Here is a 26,168-nt window from a genome sequence, read left to right on the forward strand (position 1 = left end):
TCAGCCCACAGCCACGCCGAAGCGGAACAGGCAGTAGAACAGCATTCCGAGGTAGAACACCGCTCCGAAGCCGATGATCACGTTCCGCACCGGGCCGGGACGGATCTTCTTCGGCAGCAGCATGTTGTTGGTCAGCAGCAGCACGATGCAGTACGCGCCCATCGCGAACGTGGACAGGAACGCCAGCGTGTCCAGGATCCCCGCCGGACCGTCGGCCGGCCCGAACAGCAGGATCAGGATCCCGAACAGGATCACGCCCCACAGGAACCCGGCGTACAGCCGCGACATCGAGAACCGCTTCGCGCCGGGCACGAAGTAGTACGTCATGTCCGCCTGACCGCGGGAGAACGAGTCGAACAGACCGAGGGTCGCGTTCAGCCCGATCAGTGCGATGAAGGCGAAGAACAGCGTGCCGAGGATCGGCGAGCCGGCCGACGCGAACGCGTCCGACATCGCCTTCAGCGCCGCCTCCCGGTCACCGCCCTCGATCAGCGTGGCCACGTTCGGGTTCTCCCGGGATGCCGACATGGCCAGCACGGTGAACGAGATCGTGACCAGCATCGTGATACCCCAGAAGAGCAGCAGCGCGTCGAACGTGACCCACTTGCGCCAGCCCTTCCACTTCGCCAGCTCGGCCGGGTCCTCGGTGTCGAACATGAACCCGCGGGACGGCATCGACTCGGCCTCGCTCGCCGCCCGCAGCCCGCGGATCTTCGGGATGTGCGCGCCCATACCGGCGCCGCTGTCCCGCAGCTGCAGCGTGTACCACATCTGCTGCATCCCGGACGGTCCCGCGAACGCGATCGAACCGACCACGACCGGGAACCACGCCGAGGTCATCGCCTCGTCCGGGAAGTACCCGAACGCGAACATCCCGGACAGCGTCCGGCCGAGGTCGTCCCAGCTGCCGACGATCGCCGCGATCACCGACGTACCGACGACCAGCAGCCCGATCAGCAGGCCGAGCAGCTTCTCGAGGAAGTTGTAGATCACCGACAACAGGCTGAACAGCACACCGACGAACACCAGAGCCACGCACGCGGTGACCTGCCAGGGTATGCCGGTGATCTCCTCGAAGGCGGCCGCGCCGGCGGACAGATGGCCCGGCCACATGTAGATCAGGATCGCCGCCGCGTAGAAGAACCACATCAGCGGTTTGAAGATCCGGGCCGCGCCGAAGAAGATGCTCTCCCCGGTGGCCATCGCGTACCGCGCCATCTCCAGCAGCACGAACGCCTGCAGCGTGACACCGACCATGAACAACCAGCGGATGTCCGGCCCGAACACCAGGACGAGCCGGGGCCACATGTACGACTCCCCCATGCCCACCCCCAGCGCGACCAGGAAGACGGTCGGGCCGAGGATGTGCAACGAGGGCGGTGCGTCCGGAAGTTTCCGGATCGGCATCGGTTCGAGCCGGCCGGCTTTCCACACCTTCTCGGTGACCGCGGCCGCCGACTCTTCGGGTACTTCTGAGGTCTTGCTCGTGACGTCCAAGGCGGACTCCTTAGATCGACGCCAACTAGCGGACTACCACACCCCCGCGGACTGCTTCCTCCAATCAACTGATGCCGAGCGGCCCGGCGTTGCGGGCCCAGCGGTACTTGGCACCGAGGACCTGGACCGGGGTCTCGGTGGTGTACGGGTACGCGACCACACCGTGGTCGAACAGGTACTGGCTGGCTTCCTCGACCTGGACGTCGCCGGACAGCGAGGCGACCACGGGTTTGTCGATGCCCTTGGCCCGGAATTCCCCGACGACGTCGGCGACCAGCTCCGCGAACACCATCGGCGGCGTCACGATCGTGTGCCAGTACCCCAGGATCAGCGCGTGGATCCGCTCGTCGGACAGTCCCAGCGCGATCGTGTTCCGGTACGTCGACGGCGGCTCGCCGCCGGTGATGTCGACCGGGTTCCCGGCCGCGCCGAACGGCGGGATGTACGCCCGGAACGCCTCGTCGAGGTCCGGCGGGATGTCCATCAGCCTCAGCCCGGCGTCCACGCAGGCGTCCGACAGCAGTACGCCGGACCCGCCCGCGCCGGTGATGATGACGACGTTCTCGCCCTTCGGCGTCGGCAGCAGCGGGATGCCGCGGGCGTACTGCAGCATCTCGTTCAGCCCTGGCGCCCGGACCACGCCGCTCTGCCGCAGGATGTCGTCGTACACCTTGTCGTCGCCGGCCAGGGCGCCGGTGTGCGAGCTGGCCGCCCGCGCGCCCAGGGAGGTGCGGCCGGCCTTCAGTACGACGACCGGCTTCTTCTTCGACACCCGGGCCGCCGTCTCGGCGAAGGCCCGGCCGTCCTTCAGGTCCTCAAGGTGCATGGCGATCAGGTTGGTGTTGTCGTCGCTCTCGAAGAACGTCAGGAGGTCATCCTCGTCGATGTCGGCCTTGTTGCCTACCCCAACGATCGCGGAGACTCCCATCCGGCTCGAGCGGCTGAAGCCCAGGATCGCCATCCCGATACCGCCTGACTGCGACGACAGGGCCACGGAACCCCGCACGTCGTACGGCGTGCAGAACGTCGCGCAGAGGCTCTCCGGCAGGTAGTAGTAGCCGTAGATGTTCGGTCCCAGGATGCGGACATTGTGCTTGCGGGCGATCGCGACGACCTCGTCCTGGAGCTCCTGCTCGCCGGTCTCGGCGAACCCGGACGGGATCAGGATCGCGCCCGCGACACCCTTCTGGCCGCACTGCTCGAGCGCGCCGCCGACGAACTTCGCCGGCACGGCGAACACCGCCACGTCGACGTCGCCCGGCACCTCCAGGATGCTGGCGAACGCCTTCCGCCCGAGCACCTCGCCGCCCTTGGGGTTGATCGGGTAGATGTCCCCGGCGTACCCGCCGTTGACCAGGTTCTTCATCACCGAGTTGCCGATCTTGCCGTCCTCGTTGGACGCGCCGATCACGGCCACCGCGCGCGGCTTCATGATCCGGGTCATCGCGGCCAGGATCTCCTCCTGGGAGTACCGCTCGACCGGTTTCCCGGCCTCGGCGTCCACGATGATCCGGACGTCGACCGCGGTGGCGCCGTCCGGCGCCGCGAGCACCGGGTTCAGGTCGACCTCCGCGAACTGCGGGAAGTCGGTGACCAGGTCCGACAGTCTCCGGACCAGGTCGGCGAGGGCGTCCTTGTCGACGGGCCGGGCGCCGCGGACGCCGTCGAGCATCTCGTGGGCGCCGATCCCGTCGATCATCGCCCGCGCCTCGTCGTCACCGAGCGGAGCCAGCCGGAAGGTGACGTCCTTCAGCACCTCGACGAGGACGCCGCCCAGCCCGAACGCGACCACCTTGCCGAACGTCGGGTCGGTGACCGCGCCGACGATGACCTCCTGCGCGTCACCGCCGGTGACCAGCATCTTCTGGACCTGTACGCCGGTGATCTCGGCGTCGGCTTGGTGTGCCCGCGCGTTGGCGAGGATCTTGTCGAAGGCGTCCCGCGCCGCGTCCTCGCCGTCGATGCCGACCACGACGCCGCCGGCGTCGGTCTTGTGCAGGATGTCCGGCGAGACGATCTTCAGCACGACCGGGAACCCGATCTCGGCCGCGAGGCCGGCGGCCTCCTCGGCAGTCGTGGCCAGCCCCTCGCCCGGTGTCGGGATGCCGTACGCGTCGGCCACCAGCTTGGCCTCCGGCGCGCTCAGCGAGGTGCGGCCGTCCGCCAGAGCCTGGTCGAGGATGGTCCGGACTGCTGCCTTGTCATAAGTCATGCGAATGCACTCCATTTCGCGAGAGTCAGATCACGCCGGCGGTCTTGAGGTCGTCGAGCTCGGCCGGGGAGATCCCGAGCGAGCCGTAGATGACGGAGTTGTGTTCGCCGAGGCCCGGCGAGGTCTGCACCTCGACCGGCGAGTCGGACAGCTTGATCGGGCAGCCGACGGTCTTGAAGGTGCCGCGCTGCGGGTGCTCGACCTCGACCACCGCGCCGAGGTCGGCCAGCGTCTCGTCCGCGATCAGCTCGGCCGTGGACATGATCGGCCCGCACGGCACGTTCAGCGCGTTGAGTTTGTCCATCACCTCGAACTTGGTGTGCTGCTCGGTCCACTGCTCGATCAGCGCGAACATCTTGTCGAGCTTGTCCAGCCGCGCGACCGGCGTCGCCCAGTCCGGATCCTCGGCCAGCTCCGGCTTGCCGATCAGCTCAGCGATCGGGGCCCAGCCCGGCGGCTGGACGATCACGTAGATGTAGTCGTTCGGGCCGCCCGGCGCACACCTCAGCGCCCAGCCGGGCTGGCCGCCGCCCGACGCGTTGCCGGACCGCGGGACCTCGGTACCGAAGTTGTCGTTCGGGTACTCGCGCAGCGGGCCGTGCGTCAGCCGTTGCTGGTCACGCAGCTTCACCCGGGTCAGGTTCAGGACGGCTTCCTGCATGGCCACGGTGACCCGCTGGCCCTTGCCGGTGCTGGTCCGCTGGAACAGCGCGGCGAGGATGCCGGCCACCAGGTGGATCCCGGTGCCGGAGTCGCCGATCTGCGCACCGGTCGCTGTCGGCGGTCCGTCCTCGAACCCGGTCGTACTCATCGCGCCGCCCATCGCCTGGGCGACCACCTCGTACGCCTTGAAGTTCTCGTACCGGCCCGGGCCGAAGCCCTTGATCGACGCGAACACCAGGCCGGGGTTGATCTCCTGGAGGCGTTCCCAGGTGAACCCCATCCGGTCGATGGCGCCGGGCGCGAAGTTCTCGACGAGGACGTCGGAGTTCTTCACCAGCTCGGTGAAGATCTCCTTGCCCCGCTCGGACTTCATGTTCAGCGTGATGCTGCGCTTGTTGCAGTTCAGCATCGTGAAGTAGAGGCTGTCGACGTCCGGCAGGTCGCGCAGCTGCTGGCGGGTGATGTCGCCGGTCGGCGCCTCGAGCTTGATCACGTCGGCGCCGAGCCAGGCGAGGATCTGGGTGCAGGACGGTCCGGACTGCACGTGGGTCATGTCGAGAACACGGACACCTTCGAGGGCCTTACTCATGCGGGTCCCCTTTACTTGTACATGGTCTGGTTCATGGTTCCGGGGGCGTACGCGTCCGGGTCGACCCAGACGTTGATCAGCGACGGCAGCCCGGACTCGCGAGCCCGCAGCAGCGCCGGCCCGATGTCCGCGGGGTCGCGAACCTCCTCGCCGTACCCGCCGAGCATCCGCGCGAACTCGTCGTACTTGACGTCGCCGAGGGTGTTGCCGACCCGGCCGCGGTCCTTGCCGTACTTGGCTTCCTGGCCGTACCGGATCTGGTTCATCGAGGAGTTGTTGCCTACCACGCCGACGAACGGCAGCTTGTAGCGGACCAGCGTCTCGAAGTCCCAGCCGGTCAGCGAGAACGCGCCGTCGCCGAAGAGCGCGACCACTTCCTTGTCCGGCCGCGCGTATTTGGCCGCGAGCACGAACGGGATGCCGACGCCGAGCGTGCCGAGCGGGCCCGGGTCCATCCAGTGGCCGGGCGACTTCGGCTGCACGACGCCGCCGGAGAACGTGACGATGTCGCCGCCGTCGCCGATGTAGATCGAGTCCTCGGTGAGGAACTCGTTGATCTCGTGCGCGAGCCGGAGCGGGTGGATCGGGTTCGCGTCGGACAGCTGCCGCGGCAGCCGCTTCTGGTACGCCGAGTCCTCCTCGGCGCGCAGCTCCGCGAACCAGGCCTTCCGGTCCGTCTTCTGGATGCGGCCCGATGCCGCCTGCGTGACGGCCGCCAGGATCGCGCCCGGGTCGCCGACCAGGCCGAGGTCGATGTCGCGGTTCTTGCCGACGGTGCGGTAGTCGAGATCGATCTGTACGACGGTGGCGCTCTCCGGGAGCCGGCGCCCGTACCCCATCCGGAAGTCGAACGGCGTACCGACGATCAGGATCAGGTCGGCGTTGTTGAAGCCGTAGCGCCGGGACAGGTGGAAGTGGTGCGGGTCGCCGGGCGGCAGCGTGCCGCGGGCCGACCCGTTCATGAAGACCGGGATGTCGAGCGTGCGGGCGAAGTCGACCGCCGCCTCGCTGCCGCGGGACGTCCACACCTGGGTGCCGAGCAGGACGACGGGCTTCTCGGCCCGCACCAGCAGGTCGGCCAGCGCCTCGATGCTGGCCGGGTCGCCGATGCTCTTCGTCGACGCACGGTAGTGACCGGCTTCGGGGACGGACGCGGATTCGACCGGCACCGAGTTGTCCAGGATGTCGCGCGGGATCTCCAGGAACGACGGCCCGGGCGCGCCGTTGTAGCACTCGCGGAACGCCATCGAGACCATGTCCGCGGCCCGCGCGGTGTGCGGCACGGTCGCGGCGAACTTGGTGATCGGCGTCATCATGTCCACGTGCGGCAGGTCCTGCAGGGACCCCATCTTGTGCTGGTTCAGGGCGCCCTGGCCACCGATCAGCAGCATCGGGCTCTCGGCACGGAACGCGTTCGCGACACCGGTGACCGCGTCGGTCGTGCCGGGGCCGGCGGTGACGACCGCGCACCCGGGCTTGCCGGTGACCCGCGCGTACCCGTCGGCCGCGTGCGCCGCGACCTGCTCGTGCCGTACGTCGACCACCGCGATGCCCTCGTCGACGCAGCCGTCGTAGATGTCGATGATGTGACCGCCACAGAGCGTGAAGATCACGTCGATGCCCTCGGCCTTCAAGGCCTTCGCGACGAGGTGACCCCCGGAGATGGTCTCCGGCTCCTTGACTTCCGCGACGGGGTGGGTCTCCGACACTGTCTGCGCCATCTGCAGTCACTCCTCGGAAAGGCCGGTTAGCGGCTTGGATGTAGATTGCATACCGTATGGTGTAGTCGTAGTCTTATCCCACGCCGCGGTGGTTGTCCAGAGTTCGCACCCAGGAGGCTGTGATGACGATTTCCGACGAACTCGACCGGACTCGCGCCGCGCTGCTCGCGCTGGAGAAATCCCTTGTGGCATTGAGGAATCGCCTCGGTCCGCACCTCGACGTATTGCGGTTGCTCGACGACCTGGAGCGCTGCACGGCAGACCTCCGCCGCCTCGAGCAGCAGCAGGTCCGCGCGCCCCGCCGGCACGAGCTCGTGGTGATCCCGGACGACGACTACGACCACGATTTCTGGGCCGACGCGGAGCACGAGGGCTTGGGGCGCACGGCGCCCTGAGTCGCCAGGCAGAGCTTCAGCAGGCTTCGCAGGTGCACGTCGGGATCGGCCGCGCGAGCGGTGATCGTCACCGCCTCGGCTGCGTGCTCCGTGGCGACGAACATGCGATAGAACGGCTCGCTCCATTTCAGGGGCGAAAGCACCGGTAGCCACCATCGCGCCGCTCCCCCAGGGCGGCCTTCGGAACCGAGCAGGTGCAGAGCAGTCTGGTGCGCCACGGTCAGGCGGCGGCGCTCGTCACGCAGGAGCTCGCCGGTCGTCAGCGCTGTCGACACGCAGAGCGCGACCAACCGGGCGGACGACTCGAAGCCCGCCCGGTTGGTGTCGATGAACCGCGGAGCCAGTGGAAGCAACTCGCGTCGACCGGTCGACGTGCTGTGGTCGTGAGCCACCCGCGCCACTGCACTCAGTACCGGATGCACGCATCCAGGACGATCCGTCCAGGGCTCTCGCGCCAAACGGGACACCAGCTCCATCACACAGGGATCCCGCTGAACCTTCCCGTAGCCGTTCACTCGCCCGCCACCGGCGTACCGAGCTGCGGGCGGACGGGCAGCGCCGGTCGGCCGGGTTGTTTGAGCAGCCGCACACTGAGCGCGGTCAGTACGCCGACCAGCCCCGCGGTCAGGAACACCGGCCGGTATCCAATGGCGGCGATCACCGAGGCGGCGACACCGATGCCGACCAGCCCGCCGACCGCCTTCGCGGAGTACAGGACGGCCTGGTTCTGCACCAGGCTGTTCTCGCCGAAGAACTCCAGCACCAGGTTGGCCATGATCGCGTAGAACGCGCCGCCGCCGAGGCCGGCGAACATGGCACACACCACGAACCCCCACCCGGTTCCGGCGGTCACGAGTCCCAGGTGCGCGAACCCCTCGACCATCAGTACGGCGGCCAGCACGCGGCGGCGGCCGAAGCGGTCGGAAAGGTGGCCCGCCGACGATCGCCCGAGACCGTTGACGGCGGCAAGCAATCCGGCGGCGCCGGCTGCGGTCGCCGTCCCCAGGCCCGTGTCGACGGCGTAGCCGGCGACGAACCCGATCCCGAGCAGCGACAGCGCCGCGCTGATTGCCAGTAGCAACCACATCAGCGGCAGCGCACCGGTCTTCATCGCCTCCGCGGGACGGTAGTGCCGGACGGCGGGCGCATTGTTCGGAATGCTGCGATTGAGCTTCCGGTCGACTGCCCACGCCTGAGCGTCGATGTGCGCGGGCCACCAGTACCGCGGCGGATCCTTCAACAGACCGCCGGCGACCAGTACGATCAGCACCGCCACCAGCGCGGTCAGGTCGAACACGAACGACTCGTCCAGCCAGGTGAGCAAGAAGATGCTCGGCACCGCGCCGACCGCGAAGCCGCCGGTGACGAATCCGATCGTCGCCGTCCGCCGCTCCGGGAACCAGCGGGCCGATGTGGTGATGCAGGCGGCGTACACGAGGCCCGCACCGGTGCCGCCGAGGAGTGAGTAACCGGCCACGACCGCGACGTACGCGTCGACGTGCGCGAGCGTGAGGAGGCCGAGCGCCGAGAGCACGCCGCCTCCGACGACGAGCTGCGTGGGCGTGGCCCGCCGTACCCTCTGGGCCCACGCCGCCGGGACGGCGACCAGCGCCTGGCAGGCGACGAAGAGCGCGAGCAGCCACAGCGTGCGGGCAGCGCCCCACCCGCGATCCGACGACAGACCGAGCGCCGCCGCGCCGAACGAGTACTGCAGCGGACTGATCGCGACCATGCAGGCCCAGGCCGCCCAGAGTTGCCAGCGGCGCGAACGGCCGGTCAGTTCGCGGGCATCCTCGCCGATCCGGTACCGCCGGCCATAGACGTCACGTACATCAGCGTGATCCATCGAGCCTCCTGACTACTGCATACCGTATGAAGTCTGTGGTACTCCTCCCGTCGCGGCCTGTCCAGACCTGAGCTGGTCTTGTGAGTAGATTGCATACCGCATACAGTCGTCACCACACTTTCAGGGAGGCGACGTGGACCTCATGGAGTACCAAGCGAAGGAACTGTTCGCCCGGCACGGCGTCCCGGCGACGCTCGGACGGGTGATCGAGAACCCCGCCGACGCGGCGGACGCGGCCCGCGAGCTCGGCGGGCGCGTGGTGGTGAAAGCACAGGTGAAGACCGGCGGCCGGGGTAAGGCCGGCGGCGTGAAACTGGCCGCCGGACCGGACGAGGCGACGGCCCGGGCGGGCGAGATCCTCGGGATGGACATCAAAGGCCACACCGTGCGCCGGGTACTGCTCGCGCCGGCCGCGGACATCGCCGAGGAGTACTACGTCTCGTTCCTGGTCGACCGGGCGAACCGCGAGTACCTCTGCATCGCCAGCACCGAAGGCGGTGTGGAGATCGAGGAGGTCGCGCACACCAACCCGGGCGCGATCGCGAAGGTGCCGATCGACCCGGCCGTCGGAGTCGACGACGCGAAGGCCGCGGAGATCGTGACCGCAGCCGGATTCCCTGCCGAGGCGTCGGCCGTCGTCCAGCGGCTGTGGGACGTGTTCGTCGCCGAGGACGCCTCGTTGGTCGAGGTGAATCCGCTGGTGAAGCTCGGCGACGGATCGCTGGAGGCGCTCGACGGCAAGGTCACGCTCGACGACAACGCGGCGTACCGGCACGCGGACCACGCCGGCTTCGACGACAAGACAGCCGCCGACCCGCTCGAGGCCGAGGCGCACGCGAAGGGCCTGAACTACGTCAAGCTGGACGGCTCGGTCGGCATCATCGGCAACGGCGCGGGTCTGGTGATGTCCACGCTCGACGTGGTCGCATACGCGGGGTCGGCGTACGGCGTGCGGCCGGCCAACTTCTTGGACATCGGCGGCGGCGCGTCGGCCGAGGTGATGGCCGACGGGCTCGGGATCATCCTGTCCGACCCCCAGGTGCGCAGCGTCTTCGTGAACGTCTTCGGCGGGATCACCGCCTGCGACGCGGTCTCGAACGGCATCGTGCAGGCGCTCGCCGTGCTCGGCGACCGGGCCGACAAGCCACTCGTCGTCCGGCTGGACGGCAACAACGTCGACGAGGGCCGCGCGATCCTCGCCAAGGCCGCTCATCCGCTGGTGACCGTGGTCGACACGATGGACGGCGCCGCCGCCCGCGCCGCCGAACTCGCCGCAGAGAAGGGAAACTGACGTGGCGATCTTCCTGACCGAGAAGAGCCGGGTCGTCGTGCAGGGCATGACCGGGTCCGAGGGCCAGAAGCACACCAGCCGGATGCTCGCCGCCGGCACCACCGTGGTCGGCGGCGTGACCCCCGGCAAGGGCGGTCAGTCGGTGGACTTCGCGCGGCAGTCGATCCCGGTCTACGGGTCGTGTGCGGACGCGGTGAAGGCGGCGGACGCGGACGTTTCGGTGGTGTTCGTCCCCCCGCGCTTCACCAAAGGCGCGGTATTCGAAGCGGTCGACGCCGGGATCCCGCTGGTCGTGGTGATCACCGAGGGCGTGCCGGTGCACGACACGGCCGCGTTCTTCGCCGCCGCGCAGGCCAACGGGACGCGGATCATCGGCCCGAACTGCCCGGGCATCATCAGTCCCGGCCGCTCCAACGCGGGCATCATCCCGGCGGACATCGCGGGTCCCGGGCGGATCGGACTGGTCAGCAAGTCCGGCACGCTGACGTACCAGATGATGTACGAGCTGCGGGACTTCGGGTTCTCGACCGCGATCGGGATCGGCGGCGACCCGATCATCGGGACGACGCACATCGACGCGCTGCAGGCGTTCCAGGACGACCCGGACACCGACGCGATCGTGATGATCGGCGAGATCGGCGGTGACGCCGAGGAACGGGCGGCCGCGTTCATCAAGGAGAACGTGACCAAGCCGGTCGTCGGGTACGTCGCCGGCTTCACCGCGCCGGAGGGCAAGACGATGGGCCACGCGGGCGCGATCGTGTCCGGCTCGTCCGGCACCGCGGCCGCGAAGAAGGAGGCCCTCGAGGCCGTCGGCGTAAAGGTCGGAAAAACCCCGACCGAAACCGCCCATCTCCTCCGCGCGACGCTCCCGGCCGTCCACCATTTCGCTGGTTGACCAGCGAAATCCGGGGTTTGTCACCGTATCCAGGGTGACAAACCCCCAACGTGATGGGTCTACCCACCAAATACGGAGGCGGGCGGGGCGCGGGGTCAGCGGTGGGGGGCCGGGCCGGTGCTGCTGCGGTGGACGAGTTTGGCGGCGACGGCGACCGGCTCGTGGTGGTGTTCGCCGGCGTGGATCTCGCGGATCAGCGCGTCGACGCTCAACCGGCCGACGTCGACGAAGTTCTGGCGGATGGTGGTCAGCGGCGGCCAGAAGTGCGCCGACTCCTCCATGTCGTCGAAACCGACCACGCTCACGTCGCCGGGCACGTCCCGGCCGTGTTCGTGAAGTGCGCGGAGCAGGCCGAGCGCCATCTGGTCGTTCGCGACGAACACGGCGGTCACCTCGGCGTTGGTCGCCAGCCGCCGACCGGCTTCGTACCCGGAGGTCGCCGTCCAGTCTCCGTCCAGCACCGGCGGGACCTCCCGGCCGTGATCCAGCAGCGTCGCCTCCCACGACCGCCGGCGCCGGTCCGCAGCGAACGAGGTCGGCGGACCGCCCAGGTGCCATACCGTCGCATGCCCCAGGCCGAGCAGGTGCTCGGTCGCCAGCCGCGCGCCCTGCCGCTGGTCGGTGTCGACGATCGGGTAGTCGTAGTGCGCGCTCGAGTCGACCACGACGACCGGAAGCCCGTGCGGGAGCCGCACGCCCGCCTCGTCCAGCGTGTGCGCCTCGATCAGGATGATGACGCCGTCCACCGCCTGCTCGCCGAGCCGGCTGAACGCGTTCGTGACCGCACTCTGCGTGACGTCCAGCACCGGGACCAGGTTGATCGCGTACCCGCTGATCGTGGCGGCGGTGGCGATCGCGTCGAGCGTCCGCGTCGTACCGAAGCTGTGCAACTCGAAGACGATGACGCCGATGCTGCGGTACTCGCCGTTGCGCAGCGCGCGGGCGGCGCTGTTCGGGCGGTACCCGAGCTGGCGCATCGCGGCCTGCACCCGGTCCCGGGTGACCGCGTCGACGTTGTTCCGGTCGTTCGCGACCCGCGAGACGGTCTGCCCCGAGACCCCCGCCAGCCGTGCCACGTCCGCCATCGACGGGCCGCGCCGCCGGCGGCCCGCTGAATCCTCCGCTGGCATCCGCACCTCCTCGGTCTTTGCGTCGGAGTGTAGACATGTTGACGTAAACACGTTACCGTCGCGCCGTCGATGTTGACGTCAACATCGCGCGTCGCGCCCACCTCCGGGCGTGGAAAGCGAGAGGAGGTCCCCGGACATGGCGGAGTCCGTGGCCCAGCAACCGGCCCAGAAACCGGCCCGGCAACCGGCCCGGCAACCGGCCGGGCAGCAGGTGCGGGCCGGGGTGGCCGGCCGGCGCCGGCGGGTGTTCAAGGACGGCAAGGGGTGGCTGTTCGTCGGGCCGTTCCTGGCGGTCTTCGCGCTCACCTTCCTGGCCCCGATCGGGTACGCGATCTACCTGAGCCTGTATCGCAACCAGGCGTTCTTCGGCGGCACCGTGTTCGTCGGCCTGGACAACTACGCCCAGGCGCTGCAGGACCCGAAGTTCTGGGAGGCGTTCGCCCGGGTGGCGGTCTTCCTGGTCGTCCAGGTGCCGGTGATGCTCGTGCTGGCGCTGCTCGCGGCGCTCGCGATCGACAGCGCGCGGCTGCACGCGGCCGGTTTCTTCCGGATCGTGATCTTCCTGCCGTACGCCGTACCGGGCGTGGTCGCCGTCCTGATGTGGGGCTACATCTACGGCGACAACTTCGGCCTGGCGTCGAACCTCAACGACCTGCTCGGCACGACCGCGATCCAGCCGCTGAGCAGCAGCTGGATGCTGCCGTCGATCGCCAACATCGTGACCTGGGAGTTCGTCGGCTACAACATGCTGATCTTCTACTCGGCGCTGCGCACGGTGCCCGGTGAGCTGTACGAGGCGGCCGCGATCGACGGCGCCGGGACGTTCCGGACGATCCGCGCGGTGAAGCTGCCGGCGCTGCGCGGCGCGATCGTGATCGCGACGATCTTCTCGATCATCGGCAGCTTCCAGCTGTTCAACGAGCCGAACATCCTGCGGACGCTCGCACCGAACGTGATCACGACGTACTACACACCCAACATGTACGCCTACAACCTGTCCTTCGCCGGCCAGCAGTTCAACTACTCGGCCACGATCGCGATCGTGATGGGCGTCATCACCGCGGTCATCGCGTACGTCGTCCAGCTCCGCGGATCCCGGGAGTCACTGTGAGTGCCCTGACCTCTCCCCTGCGCCCGAAGCGCTCCAAGCTGCTGACCGGCGTGATGGTGCTGTATCTGCTGTACACGATCGTCCCGCTCGCCTGGTTGTTGCTCAGCACGACCAAGACCCAGGACGACCTGCTCTCGACGCCCGGGCTGTGGTTCGGGAAGAGCTTCGCGTTCTTCACCAACATCAAGGACACGCTCACCTACAACGACGGCATCTTCCTGCGCTGGCTGGGCAACACGGTGCTGTACGTCGTGGTCGGCGCGGGCGGTGCGACGCTGCTCGCGACGGCGGCCGGCTACGGACTGGCGAAGTACAAGTTCGCCGGTCGCCGCGCGGTGTTCGCGGTGCTGCTCGGCGCGGTCGCGGTGCCGGGGACGGCGCTCGCCGTACCGACGTTCCTGATGTTCTCCAACCTCGGCCTGACGAACACGGTCTGGGCGATCATCATCCCGTCGCTGGTGAGCCCGTTCGGGCTGTACCTGATGTGGGTGTACGCGACCGACGCCGTACCGGGCGAACTGCTCGAGGCGGCCCGGATCGACGGCGCCGGCGAGGTCCGGACGTTCTTCACCGTCGCGCTGCGGCTGCTCGCCCCGGGCATCGTCACCACGCTGCTGTTCGCGATGGTCTCGACCTGGAACAACTATTTCCTGCCGCTGATCATGCTCAGCAAACCCAACCTCTACCCACTCACGGTCGGGCTCACCCAGTGGAGCAACCAGGCGACCGGCGTGGGCGCCCGCCCCATCTACAACCTGGTGGTCACCGGATCGTTGCTGACGATCGTTCCACTGGTGGTCGCCTTCCTCCTTCTCCAGCGGTTCTGGCAGTCGGGCCTGTCCGCCGGGAGTGTGAAATGAAAGGGAACAGGATGAAGTCACATCGGCGGGGCATCCGGCAGCTGGTGGTTGCCGGAGCCGCTCTCACGGCCCTCGCGGTGCTGGCCGCCTGTGGCGGCGGCTCCAAGACCGACGCCGCCGGCGCAGGTACGACGACCGGCTCGGCCGACGCCGTCGACGCCGCACTCAAGGCGGGCGGCGAGATCACCTACTGGAGCTGGACGCCGTCGGCGCAGGCCCAGGTCACCGCGTTCATGAAGCAGTACCCGAACGTGAAGGTCAACTACGTCAACGCCGGTACCGGCAACGACCACTACACGAAGCTGCAGAACGCGATCAAGGCCGGCTCCGGCGCACCGGACGTGGCCCAGATCGAGTACCAGGCCCTCCCCCAGTTCGCGCTGCCCGGCTCGCTCGTCGACCTGAACCAGTACGGGTTCTCGCAGTACGAGTCGGCGTACACGGCCTCGACCTGGGGCGCAGTCCACGCCGGCAGCGGCCTGTTCGGCCTGCCCCAGGACTCTGGGCCGATGGCGCTGTTCTACAACAAGGAGGTCTTCGACAAGTACGGCATCGCCGTGCCAAAGACCTGGGACGAGTACGTCGCGGCCGCGAAGAAGCTGCACGCCGCGAACCCGAAGTCCTACATCACCAACGACTCCGGTGACGCCGGCTTCACCACGAGCATGATCTGGCAGGCCGGCGGGCAGCCGTTCAAGACCGACGGCAAGAACGTCACGATCAACCTGCAGGACGACGGCTCCAAGAAGTGGACCGGGATGTGGAACCAGCTCGTCCAGGGCGGCTTGGTGTCGAACATCCCCGGCTGGACCGACGAGTGGTTCAAGGCGCTCGGCGACGGCACCATCGCCACCCTGCCGACCGGCGCGTGGATGCCGGGCGTGATGGAGGCCTCGGTCAAGGCGGGCGCCGGCAAGTGGGCGGTCGCCCCGATGCCGACGTACGACGGCCAGCCGGCCACCGCGGAGAACGGCGGCAGCACCGAGTCCGTGATCAAGCAGAGCAAGAACCCGGCCCTCGCGGCGGCGTTCGTGCGCTGGCTGAACCACGACGAAGGCGTGAAGCCGTTCCTGGCCAGCGGCGGCTTCCCGGCGACCACGGCCGACCTGAAGGACCCGGCGTTCGTGGACAAGGCGAGCGCGTACTTCGGCGGCCAGAAGATCAACCAGGTGCTCACCAGCGCGGCCGGCCAGGTCGTGAAGGGCTGGAGCTACCTGCCGTACGAGCTGTACGCGAACAGCATCTACGGCGACACCGTCGGCAAGGCGTACCAGTCGAAGTCCGACCTGAACACCGGTCTCACGGCGTGGCAGGAAGCGCTGGTCAAGTACGGCAACCAGCAGGGCTTCCAGGTCAACGGCTGAAGTTGATGGAACAGGTGGGTCCGACGTCGCTGTGGTCGGACCCACCTGGTCAGTTACACGCCGACCTTGCTCGCCAGCAGATCGGCAACGGCGTGGACCGCTCGTAGCGTCGGAGCCTTGACGCCCGTGAGGTCAGCCAGCTCGACGACCGCGGCGAGGATGACGTCGAGCTCGAGCGGCTTGTCCTTCTCCAGGTCCTGCAACATCGACGTCTTGTGCTCCCCCACGCGTTCGGCGCCGTCGAGGCGCTTGTCCACGGAGATCTCCGGGTGACAGCCGAGTGCGGCGGCGATCTCCAGCGACTCCTCCATCATCATCCGGACCATCTGCCGGGTGCCCTGGTGCGTGGCGATCTCCACCATCGTCGCCCGGGCCAGCGCGCTGATCGGGTTGAACGCCGCGTTCCCGAGCAGCTTGATCCAGATGTCCTTGCGGATGTCGTCCTCGACCGGACACTTCAGTCCGCCGGCGATCATCGCCGTACTGAACTGGGTGCAGCGTTCCGACCGCCCGCCGCCGGGTTCGCCGATCGAGAAGCGGGTGCCTTCCAGGTGCCGGACGACGCCCGGGCCGTCGAGCTCGGTGGAGCAGTACACGACGCAGCCGATCGCGCGGTCGAGGTCCAGCACCTCGGTGACGGCGCCGCCGGGGTCGACCGACTCGATCCGGCGGCCTTCGTACGGGCCCTTCAGCCCGTGGAAGTACCACCAGGGGATGCCGTTCTGCGCGGCGACGACGACCGTGCGGTCGTGCAGCAGCGGCTCGAGCAAGGGGCCGGCGCTCGCGTACGAGTTCGCCTTGAGCCCGAGAAAGACGTAGTCGACCGGGCCGATCGCGGCCGGATCGTCGGTGGCGGGTGTGCGGGCGGTGAAGTCACCGCGGGGACTGCGCACCGTTACGCCGTTCGACCGGATCGCGTCCAGGTGCGCGCCGCGGGCGACCAGGTGAACCTCTGTCCCACCACGGTGCAGCGCCGCACCGACGTACGCACCGATCGCACCGGCGCCGAGAACCGCAACTCTCATAGGGGTCCCTGCCTTCCGAGGAGGCCGGATAGGGCTTGGTATACGGCATACAGTAGGCTGGAGGCTGAATGCGGTCAAGATCACATCCCCCGGCAAGCGCTCGCCGAAAAAAGTTCACCGGGGACCGATGAATCGGCGCATCGCCGGCGGTAAGTACCTGCGTCAACCCACTCGACGCAAGGAGCAGGAACCATGGGCCACGTCATCGTCACCGCGTTCGTCAGCCTCGACGGCATCGTCACCGACCCCGACGGCTCCGGCGGCACCCCGGCCGGCGGCTGGGCGTTCCGGCACGGTCCCGAGACGGTCGGCGGCGACAAGTTCCGCCTCGGCGACCTGATGGACACCGGCGTGCTGCTGCTCGGCCGGACCACCTGGGAGCTGTTCAGCCGGCTCTGGCCGAACCGCACCGACGAGTTCTCCACCCGCATGAACAAGATGGCGAAGGTGGTCGCCACGCACTCGCTGACCGACCTGTCCGCCTTCCCCAACTCCACGCTGATGGTGGGCTCTCTGGCCGACTACGTGCGGTCGGAGTCGCGCACCATCGCCGTCACCGGCAGCCTCAGCGTGATCCGGGAGCTGCAGGCCGCGGACCTGGTCGACGAGTACCGGCTGATGACCTTCCCGTCGATCGTCGGCACCGGCTCGCAGCTCTTCGGCCCGTCGGACGCACCCTTCCACTTCCGGCTCACCTCGGTGGCGCAGACCGGCGCGGCGTCACTGGCGACCTACGTCCGGGCCTAGCAAGATGATCCGATGACCTGGCCGGCGATGGTGTGGATCGGTGGGGCTCCGGGCGCGGGGAAGTCGACGATCGCGCGGGGTCTCGCGCGGCGCGCCGATCTGCCTCTGCACCCGGTGGACCTGTGGACGTATGCGCACCTGGACCGGCTGCCGCCACTCCGGCCCCTGGCGGAGGATCTGGCCAAGGGACCGGACTCTGCCGCCGAGGCCTTCGTGGACGTCGCGCGGCTGCGGCTGGGCCTCGTTGTCACGGACGTCCGCGAGCGCGACCTGGGCGACGTACCCGCGGTGGTGGAGGGACCGCAGCTCTTCCCGTCGATGGCTGACTCGGTTCCGGCAGCGGTGTGGCTGCTGCCGGACGCCGAGCAGACCCGCAGAGCGCGGGAGGAGCGGCTGGCCCGGGCAGACGATCCTGCCGGGCGCGCCCGTCTCGAGAGCCTGCTGGCGCGGGACGCCGTACTGGCTGACCTGGTACGGCGAGAGGCGCTCGAACGCGGGCGGGTACTCATCGAGGTCTCCGCGAAACCGGACTGGGCAAGTATCACCGAAGCGGTCGAGGACGCGCTGGGTGCCCTACCGCGTCTTGCGCCAGGCGCCGAGCTGAGCCGGCAGCGACGGTACGAGAACCTCGCAGCGTGCCGGCAGGGGCGGCTGTGGCAGGCGGACATCGGGCTGGCCGAGCTGCCGCCGTACCCGTTCGCCTGCGAGTGCGGGACACCCGGTTGTGCTGCCCCCTGGGAGGGTACGCCCGACGAGTACGACGTACGGCGAGAACAGGGGTGGCTGACGGCTCATCCAGCGTGCTAGGGTTTCTGATCGTTGCAGTTGCAGTTCCACGTTCGTGTCGAAGCGCCCGCGGATTTGTGATCCGCCGGGCGTTTTGTCGTATCAGGAGAAGAAAATGGCTTTGGGAACAGTGAAGTGGTTCAACGGCGAGAAGGGCTTCGGCTTCATCTCCCAGGAGGACGGCGGCGCCGACGTGTTCGTGCACTACTCGGCGATCCAGACCCAGGGCTTCCGCTCCCTGGACGAGAACCAGCGGGTCGAGTTCGAGATCGCCCAGGGCCCGAAGGGCCTGCAGGCGGAGAACGTTCGCCCGCTCTGATCTGAGCTTGGCGGCAGACCCGGTTCAGGCCGGGTCTGCCGTGCACCACAGGTACTCGCCGTCCTCCAGCACGTCGGTGCGCGCGAGACCTGCCGCGGCCGCGATCGCGGCCGACGCACCGTGGTCCGGATGGACGTGCGCGACGATCCGGCCGATTCCCTGAGCCCGTAACCAGGTGACCAGTCCCTGGGCGGCCTCCTTCGCGAGACCCCGGCCCTGCCAGGCAGTGCCGATCACCCAGGCGATCTCCGCCGTACCGTCGGTCACCGTCGCCTGGACGTAGCCGACCAGCGCGTCGTCGTACTCGATCACCCAGTTGAGCCACTGCTCGTCCGGGCGTCCCGGACCGGCCAGTTGGCGGCGGTAGCGTGCCTCGAGCTCCGCCACGGACGGGGGCTCCCCGCCGGTGAAGGTGTAGAGCGCGGGGTCGGACAGCACCTCCGCCATCGGTTCGGCGTACTCGACCCGCAGCGGCAGCAGGGTCAGGCGGTCCGTGGCGATCACCCGCGCAACGGTAACGCCCTTTGCCGAAACAGCAACCTGAGACGGACAACGTCCCTGGACGGCGCGAGACTGTCGGCATGATCGAGATCGATTGGGCGGGAGAGGCCGGACGGCTGCGCGCGTCGGCCGAGGGCGAAACGGACTGGAATGCGGCAGTGGCCCGCAGCCTCGTGCGCGACGGCGACAAGGTCCTGGCGGACGTCGGCTGCGGAGGCGGCGGGATGGCCAAGGCACTCGCCGAGGCACTCCCCGGTGCGTCAGTCGTGGCGATCGACGCGGATCCCGACGTCCTCGAGCAAGCACGCGAACACACCGCCGGCCTGGTGCGGTGCGAGCTCGCCTCCATGGACGAGGGCGCGGAACCGTTGCGCCGGGCAATCGCCGCGCCCGCCGACCTGATCTGGGCATCGGCCTCGGTGCATCACGCCGCCGACCAGCAGGCCGCTGTCGACGCGCTGGCCTCGCTGCTCGCGCCCGGCGGTCGGTTGGCGCTTGCCGAAGGCGGTCTGCCGGCGCGGTACCTGCCGTGGGACCTCGGGGTCGGCGAACCCGGACTGGAACTGCGGCTCGACCTGGCGCAGGACCGGTGGTTCAAGGTGATGCGCGACTCGCTGCCGGGATCGGTTCCGATGCCGTACGGGTGGACCGAGGCGCTGACCCGCGCCGGGCTGACCGGAGCCACCACTCGGAGCGTGCTGACCGAGACGCCGGCACCGCTGCCGCCGGAGCGGCTGGAAGGCGTCGTACAGGCGTTCCGGACGCGGATCGAGCGGCTGACCGGCGGCGGCAACGGGCACGGTCAGGGGCACGGTCAGGGGCACGGTCATGGGCATGGGCATGGGCATGTTGTGAGTGACGAGGAGTGGCTGACGCCCGACGATGTCGCGGTGTGGCGGCAGCTGCTCGACCCCGACGGGCCGCAGTACCTCGGGCGGCGCTCCGACCTCGCCGTACTGTCCGTCCGCAGCGTCCACCTGGGGCACGCGCCGCGCTGACAAGGCACGCCGTCACCGCGCTGTCGGCGCTCCACCGTAAGGTGGGTGCCCATGAACGACCGGCTGGTGTGGATCGACTGCGAGATGACCGGCCTCGACCTGGCGAACGACGCCCTGATCGAGGTCGCGGTGCTCGTCACCGACTACGAACTGAACGTGCTCGGTGACGGGATCGACGTGGTGATCGCGCCCCCACCCGCCGCCCTCGACCAGATGGGCGACTTCGTCCGCGACATGCACACCGGGTCCGGGCTGCTCGAAGAACTGGCCCACGGCATCCCGCTCGCCGACGCCGAACAGCAGGTCCTCGACTACATCACGTCGTACGTCAAGGAACCCCGCAAAGCCGCCCTCGCCGGCAACTCCGTCGGCACCGACCGGACCTTCCTCGTCCGCGACATGCCGCGCGTCGAATCCCACCTGCACTACCGCAACGTCGACGTCAGCTCGATCAAAGAACTCGTCCGGCGCTGGTACCCGCGGGTCTACTACGCGACGCCCGCGAAAACCGGCAACCACCGGGCGCTCGCCGACATCACCGAAAGCATCGACGAACTGCGGTACTACCGGGAAACCGTCTTCGTGCCACAGCCCGGCCCCGACTCCACCACCGCCCGGGCCGCCGCCAGCCTCATCGTCGACGGCACCCCCGAGGACAGTCCAACAGGCGCCTGACCTGCGGATCCACCCTCGATTTCTGGTCCTGACAGTTCATCGCTATGATTGCTCAGCCGTCGCGGTTCGGACGGCAATGGTGGGTGTAGCTCAGCTGGTAGAGCACCTGGTTGTGGTCCAGGTGGTCGCGGGTTCGAGTCCCGTCACTCACCCGATGGCCGGCCATGCCTGCGGAGAGCGCAGGCTTGGTCGGCTTCGTCATTTTGTGCGGCTGCGCTTCGCTTGCCGCGGGCGGGGGCTCCGCCACCCGCACCCCCTTGCGCCTTCGCTTCGCTCGGCTCCTGGGGTTGGGTTTTGCGGTTGCCGCCGGGGCTGGGGTTGGGTTTCGCGGTCGCCGCCGGGGCTGGGGTTGGGTTTCGCGGTCGCTGCCGGGGCTGGGGTTGGGTTTCGCGGTCGCTGCCGGGGCTGGGGTTGGGTTTCGCGGTCGCTGCCGGGGCTGGGGTTGGGTTTCGCGGTCGCCGCCGGGGCTGGGGTTGGGTTTTGCGGTCGCCGTCGGGGGCTGGGGTTCGCGGTTGGCTCGGGTCCTGGGTTGGGAGCGCGGTCGCCGGCGGGTCTTGGGGTGGGGCGCGGTCGGCACTGGGTTCGGGTGGGGCGTGAGTTGGTTGGGGGTGGGTTGGCTCGTGGCGTGGGAGGATGCGCTGGTGAAGTTGAGTGGGAGTGCCTGGTTCGGGTACGGCGTCGTGGTTGTGGTGACGTTTGTGGTGGGGTTCTTGGCGTTCGCCGTTTGGGTTCTCTCGAAGGTTTTCTGAGCTGGGTGTGACCCAGGCCCGCCGTGGGTGCGTCTTGTGGGGCAGAGGCATCTACAGGAGGTGTGGATGGGTACGACCGGGGACTTCGAGGAGTTTGCGCGGGTACAGATACCGCGGCTTTATCGGACTGCTTGGCTGCTGGCGGGCGATCGGCATCACGCCGAAGATCTCGTGCAGGAAACGCTGGCGAACCTGCTGAAAGTCTGGCAGCGGATCGACAGCCCGGGGGCTTACGCGCGGACCGCGCTGGTGCGGACGTACATCTCGCAGCGGCGGCGTAAGAGCTGGTCGGAGCGGCCGACCGCCGACGTGCCCGAGGTTGCGGAGCGGGCCGGGGATCCGGAGCTGCGGATGGCCCTGCAGAGCGCCCTGGCCGAGCTCGCGCCGCTGGATCGGGCCGTGTTGGTGCTGCGGTTCTTCGAAGATCGCAGCGTCGAACAAGTGGCGCTCGATCTCGGCAAGAAGACCAGTGCGATCACCACCCGCACCGCCCGCGCCCTGGACCGCCTCCGCGCCGTCCTCGGCGAAGGCGCCGACCAGCTGATCGCGCTCTGAAAGGCGAGGAGAACCATGAACACCCAACTCACCGACCTGATGCACCGCGCCACCGAGAACCTCGAGCCGGTCACACCCGACCTGCTTGAACGCTCCGTCGCGCACGGACTACGCCTGCGGCGCCGGCGTACGGCGCTGCGCACCGCGTCCGGCGCCGGGGCCGTACTCGCAACCGCGGGCCTGATCGCCGGCGGGATCCACCTGGCCGGGTCCCCGACCAACGCCGCCGTCGCCGGCTCCCCGGTGCCGTCGGCCAAGCCGACACCGACCGCCAAGCCGCCCGCAGTCAACCCGAAAGAGACGCTCGCGACGCTGAAGACGCTCGTCACGGCGCCCGGACGGACACTCTCGAGCCCCGAGACCTGGGGCGGCGGCGACTACGCCGGCGCAGCGTACGTCGTCGACGACGGGCACGGCGCCTCCCGGGTCGACGTACTCTTGTCCGGCGGCGGCGAGGCGAACCCGTGCGTCCCGGTCCGCCAGGGCTGCAGCACCCTCCCCGACGGCTCGGTCGTGTACGTGTCCAAGGAGTCCCCCGTGTACAGCGACAGCCGCCAGTCGCAGTACGGCGTCATCAGCAACTACGTGATGCTGTACCGCCACGACGGCCGCGTCATCAGCCTCACGAGCTACAACGGCCCCGCGGAAAAGGGCAAGCAACACACGCGCCCCAAGCCGCTGCTCTCCACCGAGGCCCTGACCACCCTCGCGAAGAGCAAGGCCTGGAAGCTCCCCCCGGTCTCCCCCACCAAGGCGTGGAAGGGCACCAAGGGCGCGAAGCCCACGAAGTAGGCACACCCCGAGCCCATCGCGACTGCTCCCAAGGAGCAATCGCGATGGGCTCAGTTCTCGGCGAGTACGCCTGGGTGACCAACTCGACGCCGACGGCGAGGGTGACGAAGCCGATGATGCCGGTGAGAGCGGCCGGCCGCACCGATCGGGTTCATGATCGGCAACAATGCAGCCAGTGCCGAAACCGCAACGTGTACCGGCTCCACGGTCGGGAGCCTACGCGCCTCTGAGAGGAGCCACCGTGCGCCACGAGGTCACCGCCGCCGACACAGCACTCGCCGTCGGCAGCGGCGATGTCGAGGTCCTCGCCACACCCCGCCTGATCACCTGGCTCGAATACACGACCGCACAGCTCGCCCTGACCGCGCTCGAGCCCGGCCAGACCTCGGTCGGTACGTCGGTCCGCATCCACCACCGTCTCCCGACCCGCGTCGGCGACACCGTGGACATCACCGCGGACGGCCCCGAGGTGGACGGCCGGCACCTGCGCTTCCAGGTGCGCGCCACCAACTCCGCCGGCCAGCTCGTCGCGGACGGTGAGCTCGAACGGGTCGTCGTCGACCGCGAACGCTTCCTCGCGAACGTGCCCTAAACCTGCGGCTCGACGTACCAGCGCGGCAGCTCGCCGGGCTCCAGGCTCGTCGGGTCGCCGGGCCGGGACAACGTGAGGATCGCCTGCTGGATCTCCGGGCGGGCGTTCAGCGCGTCCTCGATCGCGTACAGGCGGGCGGCGACCTCGGACTCGACGTCGTTGCCGGCAACGTCGACCGCGGCGACCAGGAAGATCCGGTCCGCGCCGACCCACTCCATGTGCAGGAAGCTGATCCGCTCGATGTCCTCGTGCGCGAGCAGCGCGCGGAGCACCCGGTTGCGGGCCAGCGGGGTGACCGCCTCACCGGTCAGGAAGTCCATGTTCCGGCTGATCAGGAACAGTGCGACCGCACCGAGCAGGATGCCGACCACGATCGAGCCGATCGCGTCCCAGACCGCGTTGCCGGTGAGCTGGTGCAGCAGGATCGCGACTCCCGCGATCAGGATGCCGATCAGCGCCGACAGGTCCTCGACGAACACCGCCCGGAGCACCGGGTTCGACGTCAGCCGGACATACCGCCAGGGGCGCAGCATCCGCTCCAGCGCGCCCGCCTTGGTCTGCCGCAGCGCCTGCGCGAACGAGATCCCCTCGAGCACGAACGAGATCCCGAGCACGGCATACGCCCAGCCGTACGACGTGGCTTCCGCGTCGCCGTGCTGCAGGGACTGGATGCCGTGCCACACCGAGACCGCTGCACCGACCGTGAACAGGCCGAACGCCGCGAACATCGACCAGATGTAGCCGACCCGCCCGTACCCGAGCGGGTGCAACCGGTCGGCGGGCTTCCGTGCCCGGCGCTCCCCGATCAGCAGGAACACCTCGTTGCCGGTGTCGGCCCACGAGTGCGCGGCCTCCGCCGTCATCGAGGCGGATCCGGTGATGACCGCGACCACCGTCTTGGCAAGCGCGATCAGCAGGTTGGCGCTGAGTGCGACCAGGACGGTCAACAGGCTTTCGCCACCGGTCGCCTCGTCGTCCGAGCTGCTCACAGTCCGACCATACTCAGCTGACCGGCCGGATGATGCGTTGCTCGATCGCGCGTGCCACGGCGGCCGCGCGGGTGTCGACGTCCAGCTTCGAGTAGATGTGCGCCAAGTGGGACTTGATCGTGGCCTCGCTGACATACAGCTTCTTCGCGAGGTCCCGGTTCGACTTGCCGGTGGCGAGCAGACCGAGGATCTCCACCTCGCGCTCGGTCAGCATCGGGCCGGAGCGCCGGACAAGCCGTGCGGCCACGGCCGGTGCGAGCACGGTCTCGCCACGCGCGGTGCCGCGGATCGCGCGGAACAGATCCTCCGGCGGCGCGTCCTTCAGCAGGTATCCGGAGGCGCCGGCGTCGATCGCGCTCATGATGTCGGCTTCGGTGTCATAGGTGGTCAGGATCAGCACGTACGGCGGCTCGGGCAGTGCCCGCAGCCGCGCCGTCACCTCGGCTCCACCGGGGCCGGGGCCGAGATTGAGGTCCATCAGCACGACGTCCGGGTGCAGGCCCGCGACGAGCTGCTCCGCGCTGTGCGCGTCGGACGCCTCGCCGACGACGATCAGATCGTCCTGGGCCTCGACGAGCGCGCGGACGCCGGCGCGCACGACGGGATGGTCGTCGACCAGAGCAACGCGGATCGCCGGGGCCGGGGCGTCGCTCGTCATGGATGCTCCGCCGTCGCCCGCAGCGGGATCGACGCCGCGAGCGCCGTACCGTCTCCCGGTTCACTCTCCAGCACCAGCGTTCCTCCCAGTTGTCTCAGTCGTTCCCGGATTCCGGCCAGGCCGTGGCCGCGGTCGGAATCGATGGTGACATGAGATCGCGGAAGACCCCGGCCGTTATCCACAACGTCGAGGACCACCGCGTCGGGGTGGTACGTGAGAGTCACGAAGGCCGTTTCCGCGTGCGCGTGTTCGAGCACATTGGCCAGTGCGCCGCGAGCGGTGCGTAACAGTGCGGTCTCCACCTCCGAGTCGAGAGTCACCGGCTCACCGTGCACCTGCACCCGGACGTCGAGGGCGCTGTGCGCCGCCAGCCGCTCACAGGTCTTGCGCAGTGCTTCCGGCAGGCCCGCGGCCAGCTCGGCCGGGGCAAGGTCGCGGACCACTCTCCTGGCCTCGTCCAGTCCGTCGCGGGCGGTGGCGGCCGCCTGGGCCGCGTGTTCGCGCGCGGCAGCGGGCCGGGCGTCCCACTCGCGCTCGGCGGCTTGCAGCAAGAGGTTGATGCTCGACAGACCCTGCGCCACGCTGTCGTGGATCTCCCGCGACAGCCTCGCTCGCTCTGCCATGGCTCCGGCCTGGAGCTGTGCGTCGGCGAGGTCGCCTTGCGCAGCATGCAGTTCGTCCAGCAGCGCCTGTCTGGCCAGCGCGTCCCGCTCCAGCGCCCGGTACGCGCCCACGGCAAGCACTGCGACACAGACCGGCCCCAGCACGATTGTCGGGTCCAGCCGGTCGGTCATGCGGGTCCACTGAACCACGGTGACCACCACCATGCCGGCCACGACCAGACAGGCCGGGCGGAACGGCAGGATGCGCAGGGCAACAAAAGAGAGCGGCACGGCGCACCAGGCGAACGACGGCGCCAGCAGGACCAGGGCGCACCACTCCACGACCAGCAGCGCCAGCCAGACCCGGCTGGGAAGCAATCGGTAGGCGCCGTACGTCGCCAGCAACACCGCTGCACCGAGCAGCACCCAGGGCGCGCGGTCGCCCAGGCCGTGCCCAGTCAGGTACCGGATCGCGGAGGCCAGCACGAGGACGACCAGTGCCGCGTGCAGTGCGGTCACCAGTCGCGTCGCGTGACTCAGGATCGACGGCGTGTGCGCAGTGGACATGTTCTGCCGATCGTAGGCCGCTCAGCCCGGATCCGA

At 69.0% G+C, this 26,168-nt stretch carries 26 protein-coding genes and 1 tRNA gene; 15 read left to right on the forward strand and 12 right to left on the reverse strand.

Annotated elements, in window-relative coordinates:
- The 4 genes from ABZX12_RS04015 to ABZX12_RS04030 form a co-directional block, all read right to left on the reverse strand.
- Positions 1-1,497 (reverse strand): Nramp family divalent metal transporter, encoded by a 1,497-nt coding sequence (locus tag ABZX12_RS04015; protein WP_355689583.1) that lies wholly within the window; start codon positions 1,495-1,497, stop codon positions 1-3.
- A 64-nt stretch (positions 1,498-1,561) separates the two neighbouring features.
- Positions 1,562-3,709: an acetate--CoA ligase family protein gene (locus tag ABZX12_RS04020; RefSeq protein WP_355689584.1), complete on the reverse strand. Its 2,148-nt coding sequence runs from the start codon at positions 3,707-3,709 to the stop codon at positions 1,562-1,564.
- A gap of 25 nt (positions 3,710-3,734) precedes the next feature.
- Entirely contained in the window at positions 3,735-4,961 is a 1,227-nt protein-coding gene (gene frc, locus ABZX12_RS04025; protein WP_355689586.1) for a formyl-CoA transferase, read from the reverse strand.
- An 11-nt stretch (positions 4,962-4,972) separates the two neighbouring features.
- Entirely contained in the window at positions 4,973-6,682 is a 1,710-nt protein-coding gene (locus ABZX12_RS04030; protein ID WP_355689587.1) for a thiamine pyrophosphate-binding protein, read from the reverse strand.
- Between the two features lie 122 nt (positions 6,683-6,804).
- Between ABZX12_RS04030 and ABZX12_RS04035 the strand changes: the two genes are divergently transcribed.
- Positions 6,805-7,077 carry a hypothetical protein gene (locus tag ABZX12_RS04035; protein ID WP_355689589.1) on the forward strand — a complete coding sequence of 91 codons (273 nt, stop codon included), beginning with the start codon at positions 6,805-6,807 and terminating at the stop codon, positions 7,075-7,077.
- On the opposite strand, the gene ABZX12_RS04040 is transcribed toward ABZX12_RS04035, so the two are convergent.
- Both ABZX12_RS04040 and ABZX12_RS04045 read right to left on the reverse strand, forming a co-directional pair.
- Positions 7,017-7,469 carry a hypothetical protein gene (locus ABZX12_RS04040; protein ID WP_355689590.1) on the reverse strand — a complete coding sequence of 151 codons (453 nt, stop codon included), beginning with the start codon at positions 7,467-7,469 and terminating at the stop codon, positions 7,017-7,019. The two genes, ABZX12_RS04035 and ABZX12_RS04040, sit on opposite strands and share 61 nt — an antisense overlap.
- Positions 7,470-7,588: 119 nt before the next feature.
- Positions 7,589-8,923: an OFA family MFS transporter gene (locus ABZX12_RS04045; RefSeq protein WP_355689591.1), complete on the reverse strand. Its 1,335-nt coding sequence runs from the start codon at positions 8,921-8,923 to the stop codon at positions 7,589-7,591.
- A 133-nt stretch (positions 8,924-9,056) separates the two neighbouring features.
- On the opposite strand from ABZX12_RS04045, the gene sucC reads away from it, so the two are divergent.
- Together sucC and sucD are read left to right on the forward strand one after the other, a co-directional pair.
- Complete coding sequence (gene sucC, locus ABZX12_RS04050) at positions 9,057-10,214, forward strand: ADP-forming succinate--CoA ligase subunit beta (protein ID WP_355689592.1); 1,158 nt, start codon at positions 9,057-9,059, stop codon at positions 10,212-10,214.
- Between the two features lies 1 nt (position 10,215).
- Positions 10,216-11,112, forward strand: a complete 897-nt coding sequence (gene sucD / locus ABZX12_RS04055) for a succinate--CoA ligase subunit alpha (RefSeq protein ID WP_355689594.1) — start codon at positions 10,216-10,218, stop codon at positions 11,110-11,112.
- 95 nt (positions 11,113-11,207) lie between these two features.
- On the opposite strand, the gene ABZX12_RS04060 is transcribed toward sucD, so the two are convergent.
- Complete coding sequence (locus ABZX12_RS04060) at positions 11,208-12,242, reverse strand: LacI family DNA-binding transcriptional regulator (protein WP_355689596.1); 1,035 nt, start codon at positions 12,240-12,242, stop codon at positions 11,208-11,210.
- Positions 12,243-12,378: 136 nt separating this feature from the next.
- Between ABZX12_RS04060 and ABZX12_RS04065 the strand changes: the two genes are divergently transcribed.
- The 3 genes from ABZX12_RS04065 to ABZX12_RS04075 are packed head-to-tail and all read left to right on the forward strand — an operon-like array spanning position 12,379 to position 15,577.
- Positions 12,379-13,353, forward strand: coding sequence for a sugar ABC transporter permease (locus ABZX12_RS04065; protein WP_355689597.1), 975 nt, complete (start codon positions 12,379-12,381; stop codon positions 13,351-13,353).
- On the forward strand, positions 13,350-14,213 hold the full coding sequence (locus tag ABZX12_RS04070) for a carbohydrate ABC transporter permease (protein WP_355689599.1): 864 nt from the start codon (positions 13,350-13,352) through the stop codon (positions 14,211-14,213). The genes ABZX12_RS04065 and ABZX12_RS04070 overlap by 4 nt, the downstream gene beginning before the upstream one ends.
- Positions 14,214-14,224: 11 nt before the next feature.
- Complete coding sequence (locus ABZX12_RS04075) at positions 14,225-15,577, forward strand: sugar ABC transporter substrate-binding protein (RefSeq protein WP_355689601.1); 1,353 nt, start codon at positions 14,225-14,227, stop codon at positions 15,575-15,577.
- A 53-nt stretch (positions 15,578-15,630) separates the two neighbouring features.
- Here the strand turns inward: ABZX12_RS04075 and ABZX12_RS04080 are convergent, their stop codons facing one another.
- On the reverse strand, positions 15,631-16,602 hold the full coding sequence (locus ABZX12_RS04080; protein WP_355689602.1) for a 2-dehydropantoate 2-reductase: 972 nt from the start codon (positions 16,600-16,602) through the stop codon (positions 15,631-15,633).
- A 192-nt stretch (positions 16,603-16,794) separates the two neighbouring features.
- Here ABZX12_RS04080 and ABZX12_RS04085 point away from each other — a divergent pair, with 192 nt between their 5' ends.
- The 3 genes from ABZX12_RS04085 (at position 16,795) to ABZX12_RS04095 (ending at position 18,454) form a co-directional block, all read left to right on the forward strand.
- The gene (locus ABZX12_RS04085) at positions 16,795-17,349 is read left to right on the forward strand and encodes a dihydrofolate reductase family protein (RefSeq protein ID WP_355689604.1); all 555 of its coding nucleotides are present in this window, start codon (positions 16,795-16,797) and stop codon (positions 17,347-17,349) included.
- 12 nt (positions 17,350-17,361) lie between these two features.
- On the forward strand, positions 17,362-18,156 hold the full coding sequence (locus ABZX12_RS04090; protein WP_355689606.1) for a hypothetical protein: 795 nt from the start codon (positions 17,362-17,364) through the stop codon (positions 18,154-18,156).
- Positions 18,157-18,250: 94 nt separating this feature from the next.
- Entirely contained in the window at positions 18,251-18,454 is a 204-nt protein-coding gene (locus tag ABZX12_RS04095; protein ID WP_184835013.1) for a cold-shock protein, read from the forward strand.
- A gap of 24 nt (positions 18,455-18,478) precedes the next feature.
- Here the strand turns inward: ABZX12_RS04095 and ABZX12_RS04100 are convergent, their stop codons facing one another.
- Positions 18,479-18,958: a GNAT family N-acetyltransferase gene (locus ABZX12_RS04100; protein WP_355689608.1), complete on the reverse strand. Its 480-nt coding sequence runs from the start codon at positions 18,956-18,958 to the stop codon at positions 18,479-18,481.
- Between the two features lie 77 nt (positions 18,959-19,035).
- Between ABZX12_RS04100 and ABZX12_RS04105 the strand changes: the two genes are divergently transcribed.
- The 6 genes from ABZX12_RS04105 (at position 19,036) to ABZX12_RS04130 (ending at position 23,316) form a co-directional block, all read left to right on the forward strand.
- The gene (locus tag ABZX12_RS04105) at positions 19,036-19,953 is read left to right on the forward strand and encodes a class I SAM-dependent methyltransferase (RefSeq protein WP_355689610.1); all 918 of its coding nucleotides are present in this window, start codon (positions 19,036-19,038) and stop codon (positions 19,951-19,953) included.
- Positions 19,954-20,004: 51 nt separating this feature from the next.
- On the forward strand, positions 20,005-20,628 hold the full coding sequence (orn, locus tag ABZX12_RS04110) for an oligoribonuclease (protein WP_355689612.1): 624 nt from the start codon (positions 20,005-20,007) through the stop codon (positions 20,626-20,628).
- Positions 20,629-20,707: 79 nt separating this feature from the next.
- Positions 20,708-20,780 (forward strand) — tRNA-His (locus ABZX12_RS04115).
- A gap of 663 nt (positions 20,781-21,443) precedes the next feature.
- Positions 21,444-21,932, forward strand: a complete 489-nt coding sequence (locus tag ABZX12_RS04120; protein WP_355689614.1) for a SigE family RNA polymerase sigma factor — start codon at positions 21,444-21,446, stop codon at positions 21,930-21,932.
- A 15-nt stretch (positions 21,933-21,947) separates the two neighbouring features.
- A complete protein-coding gene (locus ABZX12_RS04125) occupies positions 21,948-22,724 on the forward strand; it encodes a hypothetical protein (RefSeq protein WP_355689616.1) in 777 nt (258 codons plus the stop codon).
- A 241-nt stretch (positions 22,725-22,965) separates the two neighbouring features.
- The gene (locus ABZX12_RS04130; RefSeq protein ID WP_355689618.1) at positions 22,966-23,316 is read left to right on the forward strand and encodes a hotdog domain-containing protein; all 351 of its coding nucleotides are present in this window, start codon (positions 22,966-22,968) and stop codon (positions 23,314-23,316) included.
- Here ABZX12_RS04130 and ABZX12_RS04135 read toward each other — a convergent pair.
- From ABZX12_RS04135 to ABZX12_RS04145, 3 genes are read right to left on the reverse strand one after another with little or no spacing between them, the layout of a single operon-like run.
- Complete coding sequence (locus ABZX12_RS04135) at positions 23,313-24,305, reverse strand: cation diffusion facilitator family transporter (protein WP_355689620.1); 993 nt, start codon at positions 24,303-24,305, stop codon at positions 23,313-23,315. The genes ABZX12_RS04130 and ABZX12_RS04135 overlap by 4 nt on opposite strands.
- 13 nt (positions 24,306-24,318) lie before the next feature.
- Positions 24,319-24,963: a response regulator transcription factor gene (locus ABZX12_RS04140; RefSeq protein ID WP_355689622.1), complete on the reverse strand. Its 645-nt coding sequence runs from the start codon at positions 24,961-24,963 to the stop codon at positions 24,319-24,321.
- Positions 24,960-26,132 (reverse strand): sensor histidine kinase, encoded by a 1,173-nt coding sequence (locus tag ABZX12_RS04145; protein WP_355689623.1) that lies wholly within the window; start codon positions 26,130-26,132, stop codon positions 24,960-24,962. The genes ABZX12_RS04140 and ABZX12_RS04145 overlap by 4 nt, the downstream gene beginning before the upstream one ends.
- Positions 26,133-26,168 lie beyond the last annotated feature (36 nt).

The sequence above is a fragment of the Kribbella sp. NPDC003505 genome (assembly GCF_040610875.1).
Taxonomy (GTDB): Bacteria; Actinomycetota; Actinomycetes; order Propionibacteriales; family Kribbellaceae; genus Kribbella.